Consider the following 23,549-nt stretch of genomic DNA (forward strand, 5'->3'; position numbering starts at 1 on the left):
TACGCGATACTTGCCAGCGACCCGCTGTGCCGTATTACAGTCACGGTCAATTCGCCGCAGTTCTCCCGACTCGAGTGCCCATGAACGAACAGTTGCAGCCCCTCAAGAAACAACCGCGAGCCGGTAAAGCCGGCCGCAGCGGAACCCAGGACGATATTGTCTATGCGCATATCTTCGAGGCCATCCTCGAACAACGCCTGGCGCCCGGTACCAAGTTGAGCGAAGAGGCACTGGGGGAGATTTTCGGGGTCAGCCGCACGATCATTCGTCGGGCGCTGTCACGCCTGGCCCACGAAGGTGTGGTGTTGCTGCGGCCCAATCGCGGTGCCGTGGTGGCGAGCCCGAGTGTCGAAGAGGCTCGCCAGGTGTTCATGGCCCGGCGCCTGGTGGAAAGGGCGATCACCGAATTGGCGGTGCAGCATGCCACGGCCGAACAATTGGCTGAGCTGCGGCAGATGGTCAGCGACGAGCGCGACAGTTTCTCCCGCGGTGACCGCGGCGCCGGCATCCGTTTGTCGGGCGAGTTCCACCTCAAGTTGGCCGAAGCGGCGAAGAACGCGCCGCTGATCAGTTTCCAGCGCAGCCTGGTGTCCCAGACGTCGCTGATCATCGCCCAGTACGAAAGCGGCAACCGTTCCCACTGTTCCTATGACGAACACACCCAGTTGATCGACGCCATCGAGGCGCGCGACGCGACGCTGGCAGTGGACCTGATGATGCATCACATGGACCACATCGACAGCAAGCTCAACCTCGACGAGGAAAGCGCGTCGGATGACTTGCATGCGGTGTTCTCGCACCTGCTGCAGAGCAAGAAGCCTGGGCGGTCGCCGGCCAAGCTCTGAGGGTTGAATCAGTCATACCGCCAATCGCGAGCAAGCTCGCTCCCACAGTGGATTTCTGTCGTTCACATAACCTTTGTGGGAGCGAGCTTGCTCGCGATGGCGATTCAACAGGCAATAAATATCTACCGCTGATGCACCAATTTACCGGCCGCAAAAGTCTGCATCACCGTCCGGTCATCCCCCAGCGTCATCAACACAAACAACCGCTCGGCAATGTCCTTGGCCTGCTTGAGGCGATAGCCCAGCAGCGGCGTGGCGTTGTAGTCCAGTACCAGGAAGTCCGCATCGGAACCCGGTTGCAACGTCCCGATTTTGTCCTCCAAACGCAGGGCCCGGGCGCCGCCGAGGGTGGCCAGGTACAGCGACTTGAACGGGCTCAGCCGCGCGCCCTGCAACTGCATGACCTTGTAGGCTTCGTTCAGGGTTTGCAGCAGCGAAAAACTGGTGCCGCCACCCACGTCGGTACCCAATCCCACGTGCACTTTATGCCTCTCAGCCATCGGCAGGTTGAACAGGCCGCTGCCGAGAAAAAAGTTCGAGGTCGGGCAGAAGGCGATGGCCGAGCCGGTCTCTGCCAGGCGTGCACATTCGTCGTCGCACAAATGCACGCCATGGGCGAACACTGAGCGCTCGCCGAGCAACTGGTAGTGATCGTAGACGTCCAGGTAACCCTTGCGCTCCGGGAACAGCTCTTTGACCCACTGCACTTCCTGCAGGTTTTCACTGATGTGGGTCTGCATGTACAAGTCTGGGTATTCCCCCAGCAACTGGCCGGCCAGGGCCAGTTGTTCCGGGGTGCTGGTGGGGGCGAAGCGTGGGGTCACGGCGTAGTGCAGGCGGCCCTTGCCGTGCCAGCGCTCGATCAGCGCCTTGCTCTCGGTGTAGCTGGATTCGGCAGTGTCGATCAGGTAGTCCGGGGCGTTGCGGTCCATCATCACTTTGCCGGCGATCATCCGCAGATCGAGCTTCTGGGCCACTTCAAAAAACGAATTCACCGATTGCGGGTGCACGCTGCCGAACACCAGCGCGGTGGTGGTGCCGTTGCGCAGCAATTCCTTGACGAAAATATCAGCCACGGCATCGGCGTGGGCCTTGTCGGCGAACTGGCTTTCGCAGGGGAAGGTGTAGGTGTTGAGCCAGTCCAGCAATTGCTCGCCATAGGCGCCGACCATGCCGGTCTGCGGCAGGTGGATGTGGGTGTCGATCAAACCAGGGGTGATCAGCGCGTCCGGGTAATGAGTGACTTCGATGTCCGCTGCCAGGGTCGGCAGCAGGTCGCGGGCGTGGCCGATGGCGCTGATCTGGCCGTTTTCCACCACCAGCAAGCCGTCCTCGAAATATTCATAGGACGCCTCGATACCGACTTCAGCTGGGTCGGCGAGGCTGTGGAGCAGGGCGGCGCGGTAGGCTTTGCGTGTCAGGGGCATGGGCATTCTCAACGAGTGTTCAACGGTTCGCCTGGCTGCGGCGCGAGGCCGGCAGCAGCTTGGCAATCGGTTCGGCGCGGGCGGTCTGCTGGCCGAAATCGGCGTTATAGGTGGCGATGATTTCGCCGGCGATGGAGATGGCGATTTCCACAGGCAACTTGCCTTTGACTTCGCCGATACCCATCGGGCAACGCATGCGCTGCAAGGTGCTGCTGTCAAAACCACGATCACGCAGGCGATGCTCGAACTTGACCCGTTTGGTCTTCGAGCCGATCAGGCCGAAGTAGGCAAAGTCGTTGCGCTTGAGGATCGCGGCGCTCAGTTCCAGGTCGAGCTGATGGTTGTGGGTCATGACGATGCAGTAGCTGCCGACGGGCAATTCGTCGACTTCATCCAGTGGTTCTTCGGTGACGATCTTGCGCACGCCATGGGGCAGCTGTTCGGGGAATTCCGCCTCCCGCGAGTCGATCCAGCGCACCTTGCAAGGCAGGCTCGCCAGCAGCGGCACCAGGGCGCGGCCGACGTGGCCGGCGCCGAACACGGCGATCTGCGCCTGGACCTGGCCCATGGGTTCGAACAGCAGCACGGTGACGCCGCCGCAGCACTGGCCCAGGCTCGCACCGAGGCTGAAGCGCTCCAGATGGGTGTTCTGCTGGCCGCTGGCGAGCATGTGCCGGGCGATTTCCATGGCCTTGTATTCCAGGTGCCCGCCACCAATGGTGTCGAACGTCTGGCTGGCGCTGATGACCATCTTCGAACCGGCGTTACGTGGGGTGGAGCCGAGCTCTTCGATGATCGTCACCAGCACGCAGGGTTCGCCGCGGGTTTGCAGGTCGGCGAGGGCGCTGATCCAGTTGTACATATTCACCTCGACATCTCTTTGTCTGTTCCGGCCTCATCGCGAGCAAGCTCGCTCCCACATGGGATCTCCAGGGTTAACAAAATCCCTGTGGGAGCCGAGCTTGCTCGCGATAGCCGCGCCGCGGTCCTAGAGCGAAGCCACTTCGGCTTCAGCTTCCTCAACCTTGACTGCCTTCAACCCACGCATCTGCTCACACCCCCACAACACCCGCTCCGGCGTTGCCGGGGCGTCGATGTTCGGCTGGTGCTGGTAATCCCCCAGGCTCGCCACGGCGTCCTTGATGGCGCACCACGCGGCGATGCCGAGCATGAACGGCGGCTCCCCCACGGCCTTGGAGTGGAACACCGTGTCTTCGGGGTTCTTGCGGTTTTCCACCAGCTTGACCCGCAGGTCCAGCGGCATGTCGGCCACGGCGGGGATCTTGTAGCTGGCCGGGCCGCAGGTCTCTAGCTTGCCCTTGTCGTTCCACACCAGTTCTTCCATGGTCAGCCAGCCCATGCCCTGGATGAAACCACCCTCGACCTGGCCGATGTCGATGGCCGGGTTCAGCGAGGCGCCGACGTCGTGGAGGATGTCAGTGCGCAGCATCTTGTACTCGCCGGTGAGGGTGTCGACGATTACCTCGGCACAGGCCGCGCCATAGGCGTAGTAGTAGAACGGTCGGCCTCGGGCCTGGCTGCGGTCGTAGTAGATTTTCGGGGTCTTGTAGAAGCCGGTGCTCGACAGCGAGACCTGGGCGAAATAGGCCTGCTGCACCAGCGCCTCGAAGCTCAGGATGTGATCGCGCACCCGCACATGGCCGTTGTGGAATTCCACATCTTCTTCGCTGACCTTGTACTGTCGCGCGGCGAATTCCACCAGGCGCCGCTTGATGGTTTCGGCGGCGTTCTGCGCGGCCTTGCCGTTCAGGTCGGCACCGCTGGAGGCGGCGGTGGGCGAAGTGTTTGGCACCTTGTCGGTGTTGGTCGCAGTGATTTGCACGCGGTCCATTTCCACCTGGAACACCTCGGCCACCACTTGGGCGACCTTGGTGTTCAAGCCTTGGCCCATTTCGGTGCCGCCATGGTTCAGGTGGATGCTGCCGTCGGTGTAGACGTGGATCAAGGCGCCGGCCTGGTTGAGGAAACTGGCGGTAAAGGAAATGCCGAATTTCACCGGGGTCAGTGCCAGGCCTTTTTTCAGGATCGGGCTATTGGCGTTGTAGCGACGGATCGCTTCTCGGCGCTCGGCGTACTGGCTGCTGTCTTCAAGTTCGGCGGTCATTTCCTCGAGCATGTTGTGCTCGACGGTCTGGTAGTAGTGGGTGACGTTGCGTTCGGTCTTGCCGTAATAGTTGGCCTTGCGCACCGCCAGCGGATCGAGCCCCAGGTGCCGGGCGATGGCATCCATCACCTCTTCGATGGCGACCATGCCTTGTGGTCCACCGAAACCACGGTAGGCGGTGTTCGACGCGGTGTTGGTCTTGCAGCGGTGGCCATTGATGGTCGCATCGCCCAGGTAGTAGGCGTTGTCGGCATGGAACATCGCCCGGTCGACGATCGAGGCCGACAGGTCCGGCGAGCAACCGCAGTTGCCGGCCAGTTCCAGGGCGATGCCGTGCAGGCGCCCGGTGTTGTCGAAACCCACGTCGTATTCGATGTAGAAGGGGTGGCGCTTGCCGGTCATCAGCATGTCTTCGACACGGGGCAGGCGCATTTTGGTCGGCTGCCCGGTGAGGTGTGCGATGACGGCGCACAGGCACGCCGGGCTGGCGGCCTGGGTTTCCTTGCCGCCAAAGCCACCGCCCATGCGGCGCATGTCCACCACGACTTTGTTCATCGACACGCCCAGCACTTCGGCCACCAGCTTCTGCACTTCGGTGGGGTTCTGGGTCGAGCAGTAGACGAGCATGCCGCCGTCTTCGGTGGGCATCACCGAGGAAATCTGAGTTTCCAGGTAAAAGTGTTCCTGGCCGCCGATGTGCAGCGAGCCCTGGATGCGATGCTCGGCGCTCGCCAGTGCCGTGGCCGAATCGCCGCGCTGGTGGGTGTGGCTGTCGAGCACGAAGTGCCGCTTGCGCAGGGCCTCGACCACGTCCAGCACCGGTTCCAGGTCTTCGTATTCAATGATTGCGGCCATCGCTGCCTTGCGCGCGGTGTCCAGGTCCTTGGCGGCGACGGCCAGCACCGGTTGGCCGACGAATTGCACGTCATCGATGGCCAGCAACGGATCGCCGGGCAGCAACGGGCCGATGTCCTTCAGGCCAGGAATGTCTGCATGGGTAATGGCGATGCGCACGCCTTCGAAGGCGTAGCAGGGCGCGGTATCGATACGAATGATCCGGGCGTGGGCGCGGTCCGACAGCCGGGCATAGACGTGCAACTGGTTGGGGAATTCCAGGCGGTCATCGATGTACTGCGCCTCGCCGGACACATGCTTGGCGGCGCTATCGTGCTTGACGCTGCGGCCCACGCCGGTGGTCAGATCGCGGGCGAACAGTTCGGCGAGTTCGGCTTGGGTCTTCTCTACGGTGTGATGGTTAGACATAAGCGGTCACCCGAGTCTCGATGTGCGGCGTTTGCAGTTCGATGAAGTATTTGCGCAGCAAGTTGCGGGCGCTGAGCAGGCGATATTCCTTGCTGGCGCGGAAGTCCGACAGCGGGGTGAAATCCTCGGCCAGGGCGGCGCAGGCGCGTTCAATGGTGCTGTCGGTCCACGGCGCACCGATCAATGCGGCTTCGCAATGCTTGGCGCGTTTTGGGGTCGCGGCCATCCCGCCGAAAGCCACGCGGGCGTCGCGGACCATGCCGTTGTCGATGCGCAGGTTGAAGGCCGCGCATACGGCGGAAATGTCATCGTCCAGGCGCTTGGAGACCTTGTAGGCGCGGAACGCCTGTTCGGCGCTGGCTCGCGGCACGATGATCTTTTCGATGAATTCGCTTTCCTGGCGGGCGGTGACCCGGTAGTCGATGAAATAGTCTTCCAAGGCCAGGGTGCGGCGGGTCTGGCCCTTGCACAGCACGATCTGCGCGCCGAGGGCGATCAGCAGGGGCGGCGAGTCGCCAATCGGTGAGGCGTTGCCGATGTTGCCGCCGAGGGTGCCCTGGTTGCGGATCTGCAGCGAGGCGAAGCGCTGCAGCAGTTCGCCAAAGTCCGGGTACTCGGCTTTCAGGGCTTCGTAGCAATCGGAGAGGGTGGCGGCGGCGCCGATCTCCAGGCGATCGTCGAAGCGTTCGATACGCTTGAGTTCGGCGACGTTGCCCACGTAGATCATCACCGGCAGGGTGCGGTGAAATTGCGTGACTTCCAGGGCCAGGTCCGTGCCGCCAGCCAGCAGGCGCGCCTGGGGATAGGCGTCGTAAAGATCGGCCAGGTCGGCGACGGTCAGTGGCACCAGGCAGCGTTTGTCGCCGCTGTTGAGCTCACCGGTCTCGGTCGGCGCAATGGCTTTGAGGCGGGCGATAGTCTCAGCCTCACGGGCATCGAACTGGTCGGGTTGTTTGCCACAGCAGGCCTGCTCGGCGGCGGCCAGGATCGGCCGGTAGCCGGTGCAACGGCAGAGATTGCCGGTCAGGGCTTCGTGGGCTTTATGGGCGTCGGGTTGTTCGCTGTTCTTTTGCAGGGCGAACAGCGACATGACGAAGCCTGGTGTGCAAAAGCCGCATTGCGAGCCGTGGCAATCGACCATCGCCTGCTGGACGCTGTGCAATTGGCCCTGGTGCTTGAGGTCTTCGACGCTGATCAGTTGCTTGCCGTGCAGGGACGAGACGAAGGTCAGGCAGGCATTGAGGCTGCGATAGCGAATGCGTTCACGGCCATCGGCGTCCGTTTCCAATTCGCCTACCACCACAGTGCACGCGCCACAGTCGCCACTGGCGCAGCCTTCTTTGGTGCCTGGTTTACCAACGTGTTCGCGCAAATAGTTGAGTACGGTCAGGTTCGGGTCCAGGGCGTGCTCGCTACGGAGTTCCTGGTTGAGTAAAAACTGGATCACGGAAGGCCTCGCAGACTCATTATTGTTGTATCGACGTGGGCCTGAATTTATCAGGTCTGACTTTTCGGTCAACGATTTTCTGACTTAAGGGTCAAGAAAATCTCTTTGGTCGATGAACAACGATCGATGGACACTGTAGAACCCTGTGGGAGCCGAGCTTGCTCGCGATGACGGCGGTACATTCAGTATGGATGCAAGCTGATATACCGCTATCGCGAGTAAGCGCGCTCCCACAGGTTCTTCCACAGGTTCTGTTTCAGCAGGAACGCTCAAACTTTTTTTGCTTGAATCGTGCCAAAAACCCGGTACAGGCCCTGCGCCATGACGTATCGAGTGCGCTACACTGCGCCGCTTGTGCAAATCGAAGAGTTTGAAGGACAACCATGACGTTCAAGGCCCCGGACAGCCTCGCCGAGCAAATCGCCCATCACCTCGCCGAACGCATCATTCGCGGCGAAATGAAACCGGGAGAGCGCATCCAGGAGCAGAAGGTCACGCTGGCGCTCAACGTCAGCCGCGGTTCGGTCCGCGAGGCCTTGCTGATCCTGGAACGACGCCACTTGATCGCGATCCTGCCGCGCCGCGGCGCCCACGTCACCGAACTTACCGAGCACAAGGTGCGCAGCCTCTGCACGTTGATGAGCGAGCTGTACATCCTGCTGGGCAACGCCGTGGCCCATGGCTGGAAAGAGCAAGTCGACATGGCACCGTTCGTGGCGATCCAGCAGCGTCTCAACGAGGCCTACGCGCGCCAGGACATCCGCACCTTCGTCGATGAAAGCTTCAGTGTGATGCGCGCCGCCTATCCCTTTGCCAACAACCCGTACTTGCAGGAAACCGTCGAGAACCTGCAACCGGCCATGAGCCGTGCCTATTTCCTGGCCCTGGACCAGCGCAAGGCGGAAATGAGCGAGTTCCTCGACCTGTTCCAGCGCCTGCTCGCCGCCGTGCTGGCCCGTGATTTGCCGCAGATCCGCATCGTGCTCACGGCCTACGCCCAGCGCAGTTGCGACCTGGTGGTCTCTGCCCTGACGAAGGCCTGAACGTGCGGCTCAAGTGCATCAAGCTGGCGGGGTTCAAATCCTTCGTCGACCCGACCACGGTGAACTTCCCCAGTAACATGGCGGCGGTGGTCGGGCCCAATGGTTGCGGCAAGTCGAACATCATCGACGCCGTGCGCTGGGTGATGGGCGAAAGTTCGGCCAAGAACCTGCGCGGCGAGTCGATGACCGACGTCATCTTCAACGGCTCCACCAGCCGCAAGCCGGTGAGCCAGGCCAGCATCGAGCTGGTGTTCGATAACTCCGACGGCACCCTGGTGGGTGAATACGCGGCCTATGCGGAAATCTCCATTCGTCGCAAAGTGACCCGCGACAGCCAGAACAGCTATTTCCTCAACGGCACCAAGTGCCGGCGTCGCGACATCACCGATATCTTCCTCGGCACCGGCCTGGGCCCGCGCAGCTACTCGATCATCGAACAGGGCATGATCTCCAAGCTGATCGAGGCCAAGCCCGAAGACCTGCGCAACTTCATTGAAGAAGCCGCCGGTATTTCCAAATACAAGGAGCGGCGGCGCGAGACCGAAAATCGCATTCGTCGCACCCACGAGAACCTCGCGCGGCTGACCGACCTGCGCGAAGAACTCGAACGCCAACTCGAGCGTTTGCACCGTCAGGCCGAGGCCGCGAAGAAGTACCAGGAATACAAGGGCGAGGAGCGCCAGCTCAAGGCCCAGCTTTCCGCCCTGCGCTGGCAGGCGCTGAACGAGCAGGTCGGCCAGCGTGAGGCGATCATCGGCAACCAGGAAGTCAGCTTCGAAGCCCTGGTAGCCGAACAACGCAACGCCGACGCCGCCATCGAACGCCTGCGCGACGGTCACCATGACCTGTCCGAGCGCTTCAATCTGGTGCAGGGGCGCTTCTATTCCGTGGGGGGCGACATCGCCCGGGTCGAGCAGAGCATCCAGCATGGTCAGCAACGGCTGCGGCAGTTGCAGGATGACTTGAAGGAAGCCGAGCGGGCGCGCCTGGAAACCGAGTCGCACCTGGGCCACGACCGTACGCTGCTGCTGACCCTTGGCGAAGAACTGGACCGGCTCACGCCAGAGCAGGAAATCACCAGCGCCGCCGCCGAAGAGGCCGCCGCGGCCCTGGAAGAAGCCGAGCTGACCATGCACGGCTGGCAAGAGCAGTGGGACAGTTTTAACCTGACCTCGGCCGAGCCGCGGCGCCAGGCTGAAGTCCAGCAGTCGCGCATCCAGCAGTTGGAAACCAGCATGGAGCGCCTGGCCGAACGTCAGCGCCGTCTGTCCGAAGAGCGCACCTTGCTCGCGGCGGATCCGGAAGACGCGGCGATTCTGGACCTGAGCGAGCAACTGGCGGCCAGCGAAGCCACCCTCGAAGACTTGCAGGCCAGCGAAGACGCCCAGGTCGAACGGCTTGAGCAACTGCGCCAGGCCTTGCAAGTGGCCTTGCAGAACCAGCAGCAGGGCCAGGGCGAATTGCAGCGGCTCAATGGGCGTTTGGCTTCGCTGGAAGCCTTGCAGCAAGCCGCGCTGGACCCAGGCACCGGCGCCGCCGAATGGCTGCGCGACCAGCACCTGGCCGAGCGTCCGCGACTGGCCGAGGGCCTGAAGGTCGATGCCGGTTGGGAGCTGGCGGTGGAAACCGTGCTGGGTGCCGACCTGCAAGCAGTGCTGGTGGATGACTTCGGCGGCTTCGACCTGTCGGGTTTCACCCAGGGCGATCTGCGCCTGCTCAGCCCGGCTGGCGACGGCGTACGAATCCCCGGCAGCTTGCTGGACAAGGTCGAGGCCCAGGTCGACCTGTCGCCCTGGCTCGGGCAGGTCAAGCCGGTGGACAGCCTTGAACAGGCCTTGGCCCTGCGTGGGCAATTGGCGGTCGGCGAAAGCCTGATCAGCCGTGACGGCTATTGGGTTGGCCGGCATTTCCTGCGGGTGCGCCGGGCCAGCGAAGCCGAGAGCGGCATGCTCGCCCGTGGCCAGGAAATCCAGCGCCTGGGCGCCGAGCGCGAGGAGCGCGAGGCTAGCGTCGAAGCCCTGGAAACCGAATTGCAGAACCTGCGGGCGCAACAGCGTCAGCAGGAGAACGGCCGCGAACACCTGCGGCGGCTGTTGCAGGATGAAGCGCGCCAGCAAGGCGAGCTCAAGGCGCAGTTGTCGGCCGGCAAGGCCAAGGTCGAGCAGCTGGCGTTGCGCCGCACCCGCCTTGAAGAAGAAATCGCCGAACTGGGCGAGCAGCGGGCGTTGGAGCACGAACAGATCGGCGAGGCGCGTTTGCAGCTGCAAGACGCCCTCGATGCCATGGCGCTGGACACCGAGCAGCGTGAACTGCTGCTGGCCCAGCGTGACAGTCTGCGCGAGCGCCTGGACCGGGTGCGCCAGGAAGCACGCCAGCACAAGGACCATGCCCATCAGTTGGCGGTGCGCCTGGGCTCGCTCAAGGCCCAGCACGATTCCACGCGCCAGGCGTTGGAGCGGCTGGAAATGCAGTCCGAACGCCTGACCGAAAAACGCGAGCAGTTGAGCCTCAATCTGGAGGAGGGCGAAGCGCCGCTGGAAGAGCTGCGTCTCAAGCTCGAAGAATTACTCGACAAGCGCATGAGCGTCGACGAGGAGCTCAAGACGGCGCAGATCGCCCTGGAGGACGCCGACCGCGAACTGCGCGACGCCGAAAAGCGCCGCAGCCAGGCCGAACAGCAATCGCAACTGATTCGCGGCCAGATGGAACAGCAGCGCATGGAGTGGCAAGCCCTGACGGTGCGGCGCAAAGCCTTGCAGGACCAATTGCTCGAAGATGGCTACGACCTCGACGGCGTGCTCGCCACCTTGGTGGCCGGGGCGAACGAGAAGGACGCCGAGGAGGAGCTGGAACGCATTGCCCAGCGTATCCAGCGCCTGGGGGCAATCAACCTGGCGGCCATTGACGAGTACCAGCAGCAGTCCGAGCGCAAGCGCTACCTGGACGCCCAGAACGACGATCTGGTGGAAGCGCTGGAGACCCTGGAAAACGTCATTCGCAAGATCGACAAGGAAACCCGCAACCGCTTCAAGGATACCTTTGATCAGATCAACGGCGGTTTGCAGGCACTTTTTCCAAAAGTTTTCGGTGGCGGCAGCGCTTACTTGGAACTGACGGGCGAAGATCTACTCGATACAGGGGTGACAATCATGGCGCGTCCTCCTGGCAAGAAGAACAGCACCATCCATTTGCTCTCCGGGGGCGAAAAGGCGCTGACCGCGCTGGCCCTGGTCTTTGCCATCTTCAAATTGAACCCGGCGCCGTTCTGCATGCTCGACGAAGTCGACGCACCACTGGACGACGCCAACGTAGGCCGTTACGCACGGCTGGTGAAGGAGATGTCTGAAACGGTGCAATTCATCTACATCACCCACAACAAGATCGCCATGGAAATGGCCGATCAGTTGATGGGTGTGACCATGCATGAGCCGGGCTGTTCGCGGCTGGTGGCGGTGGATGTGGAGGAGGCCATGGCCATGGTGGATGCCTGAAGAACGGGTTGCAGGGCTTCTACTTGGAGCGCTATAGGTATTTTTTACCCTTGGGCCTGTTGTTCAAATCACAGTTTGGGCACAAGCCTGTGCGACAGACGGTGTAAAGTTATCTTTGGTCGTGCTAGTTTAATGTCAATTTTTCGTATGCGTGGGCAAAAGGCCATTCAGAACATAGAGTTGGCGCCACGTTTTAAAGCGGTTTGCAAATAGCTAAGCCCCTTATTTTTCAGCATTTTTATAGAGGCACGGGATTACATGGAAATCGGTCTGCGCGAGTGGCTGATCGTCATCGGCATCATTGTCATTGCCGGTATTCTTTTCGACGGCTGGCGCCGCATGCGCGGCGGCAAGGGGAAGCTGAAGTTTCGCCTGGACCGCAGCCTGTCGAACCTGCCCGATGAGGACGACAGCGCCGAGCTGCTGGGCCCGCCCCGGGTGCTGGACACCCACAAGGAACCGCAGCTGGACGAACACGACTTGCCGTCGATGAGCGCGCCTGCCCGTGAGCCACGGGAATCGGGTTCCAAGCGCGGCAAGCGCAACAGCGAGCCATCCCAGGGTGATTTGAACCTGAACCTCGACCTGGATGGTGGTCCGAGCTTCAGCAGTCGCGACAGCGACTTCCCGGACGAGAACAAAACCTCGAGCGCCGACAAGGATCAGGCCCAGGCTGAAGAAGTGCTGGTGATCAGCGTGATCTGCCGCGACCCGGCCGGCTTCAAGGGCCCGGCGTTGCTGCAGAACATCCTGGAAAGCGGCCTGCGTTTCGGCGAAATGGACATTTTCCATCGTCACGAGAGCATGGCCGGCAACGGCGAGGTGCTGTTCTCCATGGCCAACGCCGTCAAGCCTGGCGTGTTCGACCTGGACGACATCGATCATTTCAGCACGCCGGCGGTGAGTTTCTTCCTCGGCCTGCCGGGCCCACGTCATCCCAAGCAAGCCTTCGACGTGATGGTGGCCGCGGCGCGCAAGCTGTCCCAGGAGCTCAATGGTGAACTCAAGGATGACCAGCGCAGCGTGCTGACTGCCCAGACCATCGAGCACTACCGCCAGCGCATCGTCGAATTCGAGCGCCGGGCGCTGACCCAGAAGCGCTGAGGCCAAAGATCGCTGGCTTGTAGGAGCTGACGAGTGCAACGAGGCTGCGATCTTTCCACTGACGATTGGGTCGTGAGCGAAAGATCAAAAGATCGCAGCCTCGTTGCACTCGTCAGCTCCTACAGCGCCTGCATGCGATCGAAGTATTGAGAATGAGCAGCTTAGGCTGCTCTTTTGCTTTATGAGAGAACACCCATGAACGCCGTTGAAACCCGCATCCAAAAGCTGCGTACCGAGCTGGATCAGCACAACTACCGCTACCACGTCCTCGACGAGCCGAGCATCCCGGACGCCGAGTACGACCGCTTGTTCCACGAGCTCAAGGCCCTGGAAGAGCAACACCCGGAATTGGTGACCAGTGATTCCCCGACCCAGCGCGTCGGCAGCGTGGCGCTGTCGGCGTTCAGCCAGGTGCGTCACGAGATCCCGATGCTCAGCCTGGGCAACGCCTTCGACGAAACCACCATGCGCGAATTCGACCGGCGGGTGACTGAAGGCCTCGATCTGCCCATGGGCGATTTGCTGGGCGGTGGCGCGGCGGTGGAATACAGCTGCGAGCCGAAGCTCGATGGCCTGGCGGTCAGCCTGTTGTATCAGGACGGCATGCTGGTGCGCGGAGCCACGCGCGGTGATGGCACCACGGGCGAGGACATCAGTGTCAACGTGCGTACCGTGCGCAATATCCCTCTCAAGTTGCAGGGCAGCGGCTGGCCGCCAGTGTTGGAAGTGCGCGGTGAGGTGTACATGTCCAAGGCCGGCTTCGAGCGCCTCAACGCTACGCAACTGGAAGCGGGTGGCAAGACCTTCGCCAACCCGCGCAACGCGGCGGCGGGGAGCCTGCGCCAGCTGGATTCCAAGATCACCGCCAACCGCCCGCTGGAATTCTGCTGCTACGGTATCGGCCAGGTGACTGCGGACATTGCCGATACCCATATTGGCAATCTCAAGCAGCTCAAGGCCTGGGGCCTGCCCATCAGCCGTGAATTGAAGCTGGCCCACGGTATTGACGAATGCCTGGATTACTACCGCGACATCGGCGAGCGGCGCAACGCGTTGCCTTATGAGATCGACGGGGTGGTGTTCAAGGTCAACAGCATCGCCTCTCAGCGCGAGCTCGGTTTCCGCGCCCGGGAGCCACGCTGGGCCATCGCTCATAAATTCCCGGCCTCTGAAGAACTCACCGAGTTGCTGGACGTCGAGTTCCAGGTCGGCCGCACCGGTGCTGTCACGCCCGTGGCGCGCCTCAAGCCGGTCAAGGTCGCTGGCGTGACCGTGGCCAACGCCACCTTGCACAACATGGACGAAGTGGCGCGCCTGGGCCTGATGATCGGCGACACCGTGATCATCCGTCGTGCCGGTGACGTGATCCCGCAAGTGGTGCAAGTGATCACCGAGCGCCGCCCGGACGATGCCCGCCCCGTGGAGATCCCCCAGCAGTGCCCGGTATGTGGTTCCCATGTCGAGCGCACGCAACTGATCAAGCGCAGCAAGGGCCGTGAAACCATCAGCGAAGGCGCGGTGTACCGCTGCGTCGGTCGCCTGGCCTGTGGTGCGCAGCTCAAGCAGGCGATCATTCACTTCGTCTCGCGTCGGGCCATGGACATCGAGGGCCTGGGCGAGAAGAGCGTCGAGCAACTGGTGGACGAGGGCCTGGTGGGTTCGCCTGCCGATCTGTATGCCCTGACCTTCGAGCAGGTGGTCGACCTGGAGGGTTTCGCCGAACTGTCGAGCAAGAACCTGCTGGCGGCCATTGTCGATAGCAAGAAGCCGAGCCTGGCGCGTTTCGTCTACGCCCTCGGTATCCCGGACGTGGGTGAGGAAACCGCCAAGGTCCTGGCTCGCTCTCTTGGTTCGCTGGAGCGTATGCAGGCGGCTTTGCCCCAGGTGCTCACCTACTTGCCCGACGTCGGCCTGGAAGTGGCCCACGAGATCCACAGCTTCTTCGAGGACCCACACAACCGCCAGGTGATCAAGGACCTGCTGCGCCACGGTCTCGAGATCCAGGACCAAGGCGAGTTGGGCGCCGAGTTCTCCGCCAGCACGACCCTGGGCGGCTTTCTCGACAAGCTGAACATCCCCTCGGTCGGGCCGGGCGGGGCGCAGAAACTGGCAGACAAGTTCGGTTCACTCGAAGCGGTGATGAATGCCGACTGGCTGGACATGCGCCAGGCGTTGCCGGAAAAGCAGGCCAACGCCGTGCGCGAGTTCTTCGCCATTGCCACCAACCGTCAGCAGGCCGAGGCAGCGGAACAACAGTTGCGCGACTTTGGCATGCATTGGCAGAGCGAGAAGAAGGTCGTCGAAGGCTTGCCCGAGGCGGGGCATACCTGGGTGCTGACCGGTTCGCTGGAGTTGATGAGTCGCGACGTCGCCAAGGACAAGCTGGAGAGCCTGGGGGCGAAGGTCGCCGGTTCCGTGTCGGCGAAAACCCACTGCGTGGTGGCGGGGCCGGGGGCGGGCTCGAAATTGACCAAGGCCAACGAGCTGGGGCTCAAGGTGCTGGATGAACAAGCCTTTGTCGATTTCTTGACTGGGCATGGCATCGCGTTCTGAGGGCGCTCGGCTTTTTGTGGCGAGGGAGCTTGCTCCCGCTGGGCTCTGTAGGAGCTGGCGAAGCCTGCGATCTTTTGATCTTGATCTTTCGCTCACGACTCAATGGGCAGTGGAAAGATCGCAGCCTCGTTGCACTCGACAGCTCCTACAGTGCAGCCCAGCGGGAGCAAGCTCCCTCCCCACGGTCTATGACGCAACGCGTTGGAACGATCATGAACGTAAGGTGATCTAGTCTTGCAGGCTCCAGGGAGAGATCGCCATGTACCGCTTCTTCGAACAACTGAGCTCACGCATCGCCGCGCCGTTCCTGGGCGATCGGTCACGTAACAGCAAGGTCTGGCCGTGCCGCTGTGGCCAGTCGTTGTTTTTTCGCAATAGCCAATGCCTGGCCTGCCTGGCGGCGCTGGGTTATCAACCTGAGCAGAGTCGCCTGACGTCCTTGCAACCTGGCGAGCAAGCCGGGACCTGGACGCTGGACGCTGATCCCCAGGCCGGGCTGTTCCGCCGTTGCGCCAACCTCGACACCGCGGCGGCCTGTAATTGGCTGCTGCCGGACAACGGGCACGACACCCTGTGCGTCGCCTGTAGCCTGAACCGCACCATTCCCGACCTGTCGATCCCGGAAAACCCAGAACGCTGGCGCAAGGTCGAGACCGCCAAGCGTCGACTGGTCGCGCAACTGATTACTTTCGGCTTGCCTGTCATCCCGAAAACCGTCGACGAAAACATCGGCTTGGCGTTTGATTTCATCGGTGTCGACCCCGACGGCACGCCACCCACCACCGGTCACGCCAGCGGGCTGATCACCCTTGACATCAAAGAAGCTGACGATGCCCATCGAGAATACGTGCGCCAGCAGATGCGTGAGCCGTATCGCACCTTGCTCGGGCATTTCCGGCATGAGGTGGGGCACTATTACTGGGACCGGCTGATCGCCAACAGCCACTGGCTCGAAGCCTTTCGCGAGCTGTTCGGCGATGAGCGCGTCAGCTACGCCGAAGCCCTGGAGCGGCACTACCAGCAAGGCGCGCCGCTGGACTGGCAAACCCGCTACGTCAGCGCCTATGCCACCATGCACCCGTGGGAGGACTGGGCGGAAACCTGGGCCCATTACCTGCACATGATGGACGCGGTGGACACCGCCCTGGGGTTCGGTATGAGCGCCCGGGAAATGGATTTCGACTACCAGCCGTTCCCGCCCGAAACCCTATACGATTCCGAGCACGCTGGCGGTACGGCCTTCCTCTCGTTCGTCAACGCCTGGATCGAGTTGGCCGGCATGCTCAACGAACTGTCCCGCAGCATGGGCCAGCCGGATTTCTACCCGTTTGTCGTACCGGCCGCCGTTATTACCAAGCTGCATTTCATCCATCTGGTGATCCAGGAGGAGGGTGGTCGGGCGGATGAGGTGCTGTTGTAGTTTTCTGTGGAAGCAGCTTGCAACCCTGTTGAATGTACCGACGCCTTCGCGAGCAAGCTCGCTCCCACAAGGGGGGCGACTGTTCACAGCACCGGCTTCCAAGCGCAGAGCTTTAGTGGGAGCGAGCTTGCTCGCGAAAACGGTGGGTCAGCTTGCATCCATGCCTGATGTGCCGATGTCATCGCGAGCAAGCTTTGCTCCCACAAGGGGGGCGACTGTTCACAGCGGCGGCTTCCAAGCGCAGAGCTTTTGTGGGAGCGAGCTTGCTCGCGAAAACGGTGGGTCAGCTTGCATCCATGCCTGATGTGCCGATGTCATCGCGAGCAAGCTTTGCTCCCACAGCAAGTGCTTGAACATCTTCAGTTTTTTAATCCGGCACGAACGGTTGTAACTTCTTGCCAGATAGGTACAATGGCGCGGCTCGCCGTCAGGCGGGCGTCGTTATGGTGACCCCATCGGTCCCCCCGCAACGATTACCCGTGAACCTGGTCAGATCCGGAAGGAAGCAGCCACAGCGGGAACATTGTGTGCCGGGGTGTGGCTGGTGGGGTTGCCTCCATAACGCCCGAGCCTTCGTTCGCAAGGTTTTCCAAACTCCAACCATTTCTTTTATTTCGCTGATCGATATCGATCGTTGTGTTCTGCTGTCCGGATTTTGCCTCGGCCAGGGCAAGCGAGTGCTGATGGAGAGGTCCGGTCCGTCCTGCTCGACGGACCGAGCTCCTATCGCAGAGCGCTTGGATCAGTATTGAGCTTTCACATACTCAGCAATCGGCTCTTGCAGCAGATCCTGCGGATGATCCCCGCCAAAGGTCGCCCATTTGCTCTTGCCTGACAGGACCGCAGACCCCAGTGGCTGCTCTCCTGTCGGGCCATAAATGGCGAGTTTTACTTCAATCTTGTCCGGGAGCCCCGACCATTCTGTGGCGCGTTCTTCCCAATGCAGGATTTCCGGGATGACGTAGTAACCCGAAGGGCTGTTCTGTCTCAGGCAGCTCAATTCACGGCACGAACCCATTACCGTTACACGGTTGGTGTAATAGGAGAAGGCCGTCTTGACGGCGGCGGCGGTCATATCGCCAGATGCCGGGTAGGGGGTCGTTTCGTAGCGGCCGTCGACTGGTGTGGCGATGGTGACGGGCAGTTGCCGATCAAGTTTTTCCTGGCTGGGGAGTACGTCTTGTTGTGCGTATTTGGCGGTGCAGCCGGTGGCGAGTATCGAGACAAGAATGATCGAAAGTTTATGCACAGTGTTCCCTGGGATTTTATTGTGTCGACGAGTTGTAGGCGTCATGGGGACGCAGGAATCAACGCGTTGATAGTCCGGGCTCGGGGCAAGTGATGTCAACGTGACATTGTGTCTTGCGTCGCCCTCGGAATTGGGCGAGCGAGCAAAGAGAACCCCGGCCTGTCTCCCGCCGGCAGCCTCGGCTTCTCTTTCACATCTGCATCAAGGCTTGGACAAGGCCTGGTCGACCGCCGTGATCAGTTTTTCCAGGTCCTTGGAGGTGGCTTTGTGTATGACACCGAACAGATACGCCCGCTGTTCGTCCTCATCGCCCATGTCGGCAAAAAAGGCTTTGAGTTGTACATCCAGCACATTGGCAAGCAGGAGCAAGGCTTCGACGCTGGGGGTGTAGGTGCCGGTTTCGAAGCGGCTGATGGTTTTGGGGTCAAAACCGGTTTTTTCGCCAAGTTCAGCCTGAGTAAGCCCTGCTACTTTGCGGTAGCGTCTGATGGCTGGACCCAAACTTGAAATTCGCATCGCTTAATTCCCATTTAGAATCAAGAACTTAACGATAGATTTTCGCATTAGGCAACCGCGTGATCCATCACCTTGCTTTGCAAAATGTGATGTGTTTCGTAGAATCGGCCTTTGGCACGGGTATTTGGTGACCTGCTTCAGAAGCCGGGGTGTGTGCAGAGACCAGGCCTTGCGTTTCTTGCCGCGATACCAGGCAAGGGCTGAAGCCCTCCCTTGGCACCACCAGGGCCCGCGCTCCAGCTGTTCTCAAAGTGTTTGAGCCTAGTTGATTTTCGCCTGTCTTGGAGGCGGTGCAACCGCGCGCGACAAATGAGCCTGACTCATGGATGACTGCTTCGATGGATAAGAAGTACCGCAGAGCCGTTGACGCCGCCGCGATTTTTTCCGAAACCGATCTGAGCGGGCGCATCACCTACGTCAACGATCAATTTTGCAGCCTTTTTGGTTACCGGCGCGATGAGTTGCTGGGCGTGAATCATCGCCTGCTCAATTCCGGCCAGCACCCTGAAGAGTTCTTCAGCGCCATGTGGCGCACCATTGCCGTGGGCCAGGTCTGGAAAGGGGAAATCTGCAACCGGGCCAAGGACGGTACGCTGCACTGGGTCGATACCACCCTGGTGCCGGTGATCGATGACGAAACAGGGCACATCGAACGCTACCTGGCGATTCGCTTCGACGTCAGCGAAAAGCGTCGCCTGCTGCATTCGCTGCAATGGCGAGTCGGTCACGATGTGCTGACCGGGCTGCCCAACCGCACTTATCTGTCCGATCTGCTGGACCAGGCCCTGGAGTTTTCCCGTGCGGAAAACTTGCCCCTGGCAGTGTGCATGCTCGACCTCGATGGCTTCAAGGCGGTCAATGACGGCTATGGTCACGCCAGTGGCGATCGGCTGCTGGTGGAGGTCGCCAGGCGCCTGCGCAGTATTGTGCGTGGCGAGGATGTGGTGGCCCGGCTGGGTGGGGATGAGTTCGTGCTGGTGCTGCGCCATGTGCGTGGGATGGATGAGTTGCATGCCGCGTTGAACCGGGTGTTGATCGCTGTTTCCATGCCGTATGGCATTGACGGGAAGGACATCAAGGTCTTCGCCAGCATTGGCGTCACATTGTTTCCGTGGGACAACGAAGACGCCGAGACCTTGTTGCGCCACGCCGACCAGGCGATGTACGTGGCCAAGCAAAGCGGTCGCAATCGTTTCCATTTGTTCGATGTGTCCCGGGACAAGGAAGTGCGAGCCACTTACCAGACCGTCGAGCGGGTCCGCCAGGCGCTTGCCGGCAATGAGTTGCGGCTGCATTTCCAGCCCAAGGTCAACATGCGTCATGGCGCCGTGGTCGGCCTGGAGGCGCTGCTGCGCTGGAAGCATCCGCAACGTGGCCTGGTGCCGCCTCGGGAGTTCCTGCCGCTGGTGGAAGAGACCGACCTGATCGTCGAGATCGGCGAGTGGGTCATGGAGCAGGTATTGACCCAGTTGCAGCAATGGCAGCAAGCGGGGCAGGGCTGGCCGGTGAGCATCAATATCTCGGCGCGGCATTTCCAGCGAGCGGATTTTGTCGAGCGGCTGCGACAGGTGTTGGAGCGGCATCCGGCGGTACCGCCACGCCTGTTGGATCTGCAGATTGTCGAATCGGTCGCGGTGGAGAACCTTGCCCACGTCAGCGCTTGCCTCCAGGCCTGCCATGCCTTGGGCGTGGGGTTTTCGCTGGGTGGTTTCGGCACAGGCTACTGCTCGCTCAATGATCTCAAGCACCTGCGCACCCAAACCATCAAGATCGACAAGACCTTTGTCCGCGACATTCTCCATGACCGCGACGACCTGGCACTGACCAAAGCGGTGATCGGCCTGGCCCGGGCGTTTGGCCGTGAGGTGGTCGCCGAAGGGTTGGACAGCCTTGAGCATGGCCAACTGCTGCTGAACCTGGGCTGTGAGGTGGCACAAGGTTATTTCATCGCACGGCCCATGCCGCCCGAACAGATACCCGGCTGGGTGCAGGGCTTCATCCCGCCTTTGCAATGGCAGCAGCGGCCGGGCGATCAGGGGGAGGGCGCCTCGCTCCTGGACTGGGATGCATCACTGCGGCCAGTGTAAAGCTGGATGATCGCGTCGATTTCCCCGGAGGTTTTCATGTCCAGCAAGGTCCTCAGAATGCGTTGCGCTGGAATGTTCGGATCGTTGCGCACGTAACAGTTCAACTGCTGTTCCTGAAGCACAGCCACTGCATGGAGTTGTCGATCCGCAGTATGGCGTTGATTGAACCAGTCCAGTGCCCATTGGTTGCTGACCGCATAGCTATAGCGGCCGGCCAGCAGTTTCGCCAGCACTTGCTCCTGGCTGCGAGCATCGTCTCGGTGCAGTTGGCCGCTGTTGAACAAGGGTTGCAAGGTCGGGTAGGTATAGCCGAGCACCGTGCCTATGGCCTGGTGCGCCAGCGTTGCCGGTGCTACCGCCGCAGGTGTGCTTGCCGTGGCAACGAGCAGGTCGCGCTGGAAAAACAACGGGATGCTCCACAGATAATTGCCGCTATCACTCACCCAGTCAGGGCTGACGTAGCAACGTACGTCGATCTCGCCGTGTTTCATGGCGCCGTCCAGTCGGGCGCGGGACAGGACGTGGAATTGCGCTGGCAGTCCCATCTGGGTCGCCAGGCTGGTCATTACATCGGGAAGGATGCCCTGGGTCGGGCGGCCTCGTTCGATCTGCACCATGGGCATCGCCCAGCCGTCGGTAACGGCGAAACGCAAGGGTGCCTCCTCGGCAAAGCAACTGGTTCCCAACAACAGCAAAGCCCCCATGGCTGAGCGCATAAACTCTCCTGACTGTGCAAATCCGTGTCGACAACCGAGTCCCTGATTCAATCTTAGTCAGATTAGACGAGCACACCGGATGCAATTTCGCCCCTGCTCCGCTAGCATTAGCCGCTTATGTTCCTTCGTTGCGACGGTTTTCGATGAGTTATCAGGTTCTTGCACGTAAATGGCGTCCGCGCTCGTTCCGCGAAATGGTCGGCCAGACCCATGTGCTCAAGGCTCTGATCAATGCCTTGGACAGCCAGCGGCTGCACCATGCCTACCTGTTCACTGGTACCCGTGGCGTGGGCAAGACCACCATCGCGCGGATCATCGCCAAGTGCCTGAACTGTGAAACCGGCATCACCTCCACGCCTTGCGGCGAGTGCTCGGTCTGCCGGGAAATCGACGAGGGCCGTTTCGTCGACCTGATCGAGATCGACGCCGCCAGCCGCACCAAGGTCGAAGACACCCGCGAGCTGCTCGACAACGTGCAGTACGCGCCGAGCCGTGGGCGCTTCAAGGTCTACCTGATCGACGAAGTGCACATGCTCTCCAGCCATTCCTTCAATGCGCTGCTCAAGACCCTTGAGGAGCCGCCGCCCTACGTCAAGTTCATCCTGGCGACCACCGACCCGCAGAAGCTTCCTGCAACGATTTTGTCGCGGTGCCTGCAGTTCTCCCTCAAGAACATGACGCCGGAACGGGTCGTCGAGCACCTGACCCACGTACTGGGCGTCGAGAACGTGCCCTTCGAGGACGATGCGCTGTGGCTGCTGGGCCGCGCCGCCGATGGTTCGATGCGCGACGCCATGAGCCTGACCGACCAGGCCATCGCTTTCGGTGAAGGCAAGGTCATGGCCGCGGATGTCCGGGCCATGCTCGGTACCCTCGATCACGGCCAGGTCTATGACGTTTTGCATGCGCTGATCGAAGGCGACGCGAAGGCGCTGCTCGAAGCGGTGCGTCACCTGGCCGAGCAGGGCCCTGACTGGAATGGCGTGCTCTCGGAAATTCTCAACGTGTTGCACCGGGTCGCCATCGCCCAGGCCCTGCCTGAAGGCGTCGACAACGGTCACGGCGATCGTGATCGCGTACTGGCCCTGGCCCAGGCGTTGCCGGCCGAAGACGTGCAGTTCTATTACCAGATGGGCCTGATCGGCCGTCGCGACCTGCCCCTGGCCCCCGATCCGCGCGGCGGCTTCGAAATGGTCCTGCTGCGAATGCTGGCGTTCCGGCCAGCCGACACGGCGGACGCCCCGAGGCAAGCGCTAAAGCCAGTGGGGATCAGCCAAGCCACAGCTGATTCCGCCAAGCCAGTGGCTGCCGCGCCCGTCGTTGCGCCGGCAGTGGCTTCGGCTCCGGTAGCGCCGGCACCTGTGGCACCACCGACCCCGACGCCTGTTGTCGCGGTCCCTGAGCCAGAACCTGAACCGGTCGTCGAGGCGCTGCCCGAGCCGGTCGCCGAAGCCGTTGTCGATCTGCCCTGGAACGATCCGATCGAGCCCGAGGTTGCCCAGCAACCTGCCGTGGAGCCGGTCCTGGAGACCATCGCCGAGCAGCCCGAGTTGCCGCCGATGCCTTTGCCGACGCCCGACAGCGTGGTGCCCGATGCGCCTGAGTGGGTCGCCGCGCCGGTGCCCGAACCGACAGTGGCCGACGTCGATGTCGCCACGCCAGGCCTCGACCAGGACGACGAACCGCCGCTGGACGAGGATTACATCGAGCCAGACATGGATTCGGCCTACAGCTACCTGGACGACTTGGCCAGCGAGCACGCCGCTGAGCCGGCCCCGGAGCCCGAGCCGGAACCCGCGGCGATGCCAGCCACCGGCCTGGCCCTGCAATGGCTGGAACTGTTTCCTAAACTGCCGATCAGCGGCATGACCGGCAGCATCGCCGCCAACTGCACGCTGATGGCCGTAGAAGGCGACCACTGGCTGCTGCACCTGGACCCGGCCCACAGCGCACTGTTCAACGCGACCCAGCAACGTCGCCTCAACGATGCGCTGAACCAGTATCACCAGCGCACCCTGACGCTGACCATCGAGCTGATCAAGCCTGAGCAGGAGACCCCGGCCCAGGCCGCGTCCCGGCGCCGTGCCGACCGTCAGCGCGAAGCCGAGGAGTCGATCCACGGTGATCCATTCATCCAGCAGATGATGCAACAGTTCGGCGCCGTGGTTCGTCACGATACTATCGAACCTGTCGAGGCCCCGGTCACGCAGGGCTCATAACTGAAGGCGCCGGGCCGAACGGGCCGGGCGCGTTGTTTATCCAA

General features: G+C 61.8%; 15 protein-coding genes and 1 other RNA gene. 9 read left to right on the top strand and 7 right to left on the bottom strand.

The annotated features are described in order from the left end of the window. Nucleotides 1-80: 80 nt before the first annotated feature. A complete protein-coding gene (locus LOY50_RS09145; protein ID WP_253472816.1) occupies nucleotides 81-845 on the top strand; it encodes a GntR family transcriptional regulator in 765 nt (254 codons plus the stop codon). Nucleotides 846-967: 122 nt separating this feature from the next. Here the strand turns inward: LOY50_RS09145 and guaD are convergent, their stop codons facing one another. The 4 genes from guaD to xdhA all read right to left on the bottom strand — a co-directional run bounded on the left by guaD (nucleotide 968) and on the right by xdhA (nucleotide 7,107). Next, nucleotides 968-2,272: a guanine deaminase gene (gene guaD / locus LOY50_RS09150; protein WP_253472818.1), complete on the bottom strand. Its 1,305-nt coding sequence runs from the start codon at nucleotides 2,270-2,272 to the stop codon at nucleotides 968-970. 19 nt (nucleotides 2,273-2,291) lie between these two features. Next, nucleotides 2,292-3,134, bottom strand: coding sequence for a xanthine dehydrogenase accessory protein XdhC (gene xdhC / locus LOY50_RS09155; RefSeq protein ID WP_253472821.1), 843 nt, complete (start codon nucleotides 3,132-3,134; stop codon nucleotides 2,292-2,294). A gap of 126 nt (nucleotides 3,135-3,260) precedes the next feature. After that, nucleotides 3,261-5,660: a xanthine dehydrogenase molybdopterin binding subunit gene (gene xdhB, locus LOY50_RS09160; RefSeq protein ID WP_258690684.1), complete on the bottom strand. Its 2,400-nt coding sequence runs from the start codon at nucleotides 5,658-5,660 to the stop codon at nucleotides 3,261-3,263. Then, nucleotides 5,653-7,107 carry a xanthine dehydrogenase small subunit gene (xdhA, locus tag LOY50_RS09165; RefSeq protein WP_258690685.1) on the bottom strand — a complete coding sequence of 485 codons (1,455 nt, stop codon included), beginning with the start codon at nucleotides 7,105-7,107 and terminating at the stop codon, nucleotides 5,653-5,655. The genes xdhB and xdhA overlap by 8 nt, the downstream gene beginning before the upstream one ends. A 383-nt stretch (nucleotides 7,108-7,490) precedes the next feature. Here xdhA and LOY50_RS09170 point away from each other — a divergent pair, with 383 nt between their 5' ends. The 6 genes from LOY50_RS09170 to ffs all read left to right on the top strand — a co-directional run bounded on the left by LOY50_RS09170 (nucleotide 7,491) and on the right by ffs (nucleotide 17,268). Further along, the gene (locus tag LOY50_RS09170) at nucleotides 7,491-8,150 is read left to right on the top strand and encodes a GntR family transcriptional regulator (RefSeq protein WP_253472830.1); all 660 of its coding nucleotides are present in this window, start codon (nucleotides 7,491-7,493) and stop codon (nucleotides 8,148-8,150) included. A 2-nt stretch (nucleotides 8,151-8,152) separates the two neighbouring features. Beyond that, nucleotides 8,153-11,641 (top strand): chromosome segregation protein SMC, encoded by a 3,489-nt coding sequence (gene smc / locus LOY50_RS09175; RefSeq protein ID WP_258690686.1) that lies wholly within the window; start codon nucleotides 8,153-8,155, stop codon nucleotides 11,639-11,641. A 258-nt stretch (nucleotides 11,642-11,899) separates the two neighbouring features. Beyond that, entirely contained in the window at nucleotides 11,900-12,745 is an 846-nt protein-coding gene (gene zipA / locus LOY50_RS09180; protein ID WP_058545536.1) for a cell division protein ZipA, read from the top strand. A gap of 195 nt (nucleotides 12,746-12,940) precedes the next feature. Next, complete coding sequence (gene ligA / locus LOY50_RS09185; RefSeq protein WP_258690687.1) at nucleotides 12,941-15,298, top strand: NAD-dependent DNA ligase LigA; 2,358 nt, start codon at nucleotides 12,941-12,943, stop codon at nucleotides 15,296-15,298. A 259-nt stretch (nucleotides 15,299-15,557) separates the two neighbouring features. Further along, nucleotides 15,558-16,718 (top strand): putative zinc-binding metallopeptidase, encoded by a 1,161-nt coding sequence (locus tag LOY50_RS09190; RefSeq protein ID WP_258690688.1) that lies wholly within the window; start codon nucleotides 15,558-15,560, stop codon nucleotides 16,716-16,718. A gap of 453 nt (nucleotides 16,719-17,171) precedes the next feature. After that, nucleotides 17,172-17,268: signal recognition particle sRNA small type (gene ffs / locus LOY50_RS09195), an RNA gene on the top strand. A 192-nt stretch (nucleotides 17,269-17,460) separates the two neighbouring features. Here ffs and LOY50_RS09200 read toward each other — a convergent pair. After that, a complete protein-coding gene (locus LOY50_RS09200) occupies nucleotides 17,461-17,967 on the bottom strand; it encodes a DUF4823 domain-containing protein (RefSeq protein WP_253472842.1) in 507 nt (168 codons plus the stop codon). Between the two features lie 201 nt (nucleotides 17,968-18,168). After that, a complete protein-coding gene (locus LOY50_RS09205; protein ID WP_253472845.1) occupies nucleotides 18,169-18,483 on the bottom strand; it encodes a helix-turn-helix domain-containing protein in 315 nt (104 codons plus the stop codon). A gap of 338 nt (nucleotides 18,484-18,821) precedes the next feature. Here LOY50_RS09205 and LOY50_RS09210 point away from each other — a divergent pair, with 338 nt between their 5' ends. Then, nucleotides 18,822-20,570 (top strand): bifunctional diguanylate cyclase/phosphodiesterase, encoded by a 1,749-nt coding sequence (locus LOY50_RS09210; protein ID WP_258690689.1) that lies wholly within the window; start codon nucleotides 18,822-18,824, stop codon nucleotides 20,568-20,570. On the opposite strand, the gene LOY50_RS09215 is transcribed toward LOY50_RS09210, so the two are convergent. Then, nucleotides 20,516-21,286: an ABC transporter substrate-binding protein gene (locus LOY50_RS09215; protein WP_258690690.1), complete on the bottom strand. Its 771-nt coding sequence runs from the start codon at nucleotides 21,284-21,286 to the stop codon at nucleotides 20,516-20,518. The two genes, LOY50_RS09210 and LOY50_RS09215, sit on opposite strands and share 55 nt — an antisense overlap. Nucleotides 21,287-21,429: 143 nt before the next feature. Between LOY50_RS09215 and dnaX the strand changes: the two genes are divergently transcribed. Further along, nucleotides 21,430-23,505, top strand: a complete 2,076-nt coding sequence (dnaX, locus tag LOY50_RS09220; RefSeq protein WP_258690691.1) for a DNA polymerase III subunit gamma/tau — start codon at nucleotides 21,430-21,432, stop codon at nucleotides 23,503-23,505. The last annotated feature ends 44 nt before the right edge of the window (nucleotides 23,506-23,549 follow it).

The organism is Pseudomonas sp. B21-010, assembly GCF_024749325.1.
GTDB lineage: Bacteria > Pseudomonadota > Gammaproteobacteria > Pseudomonadales > Pseudomonadaceae > Aquipseudomonas > Aquipseudomonas kilonensis.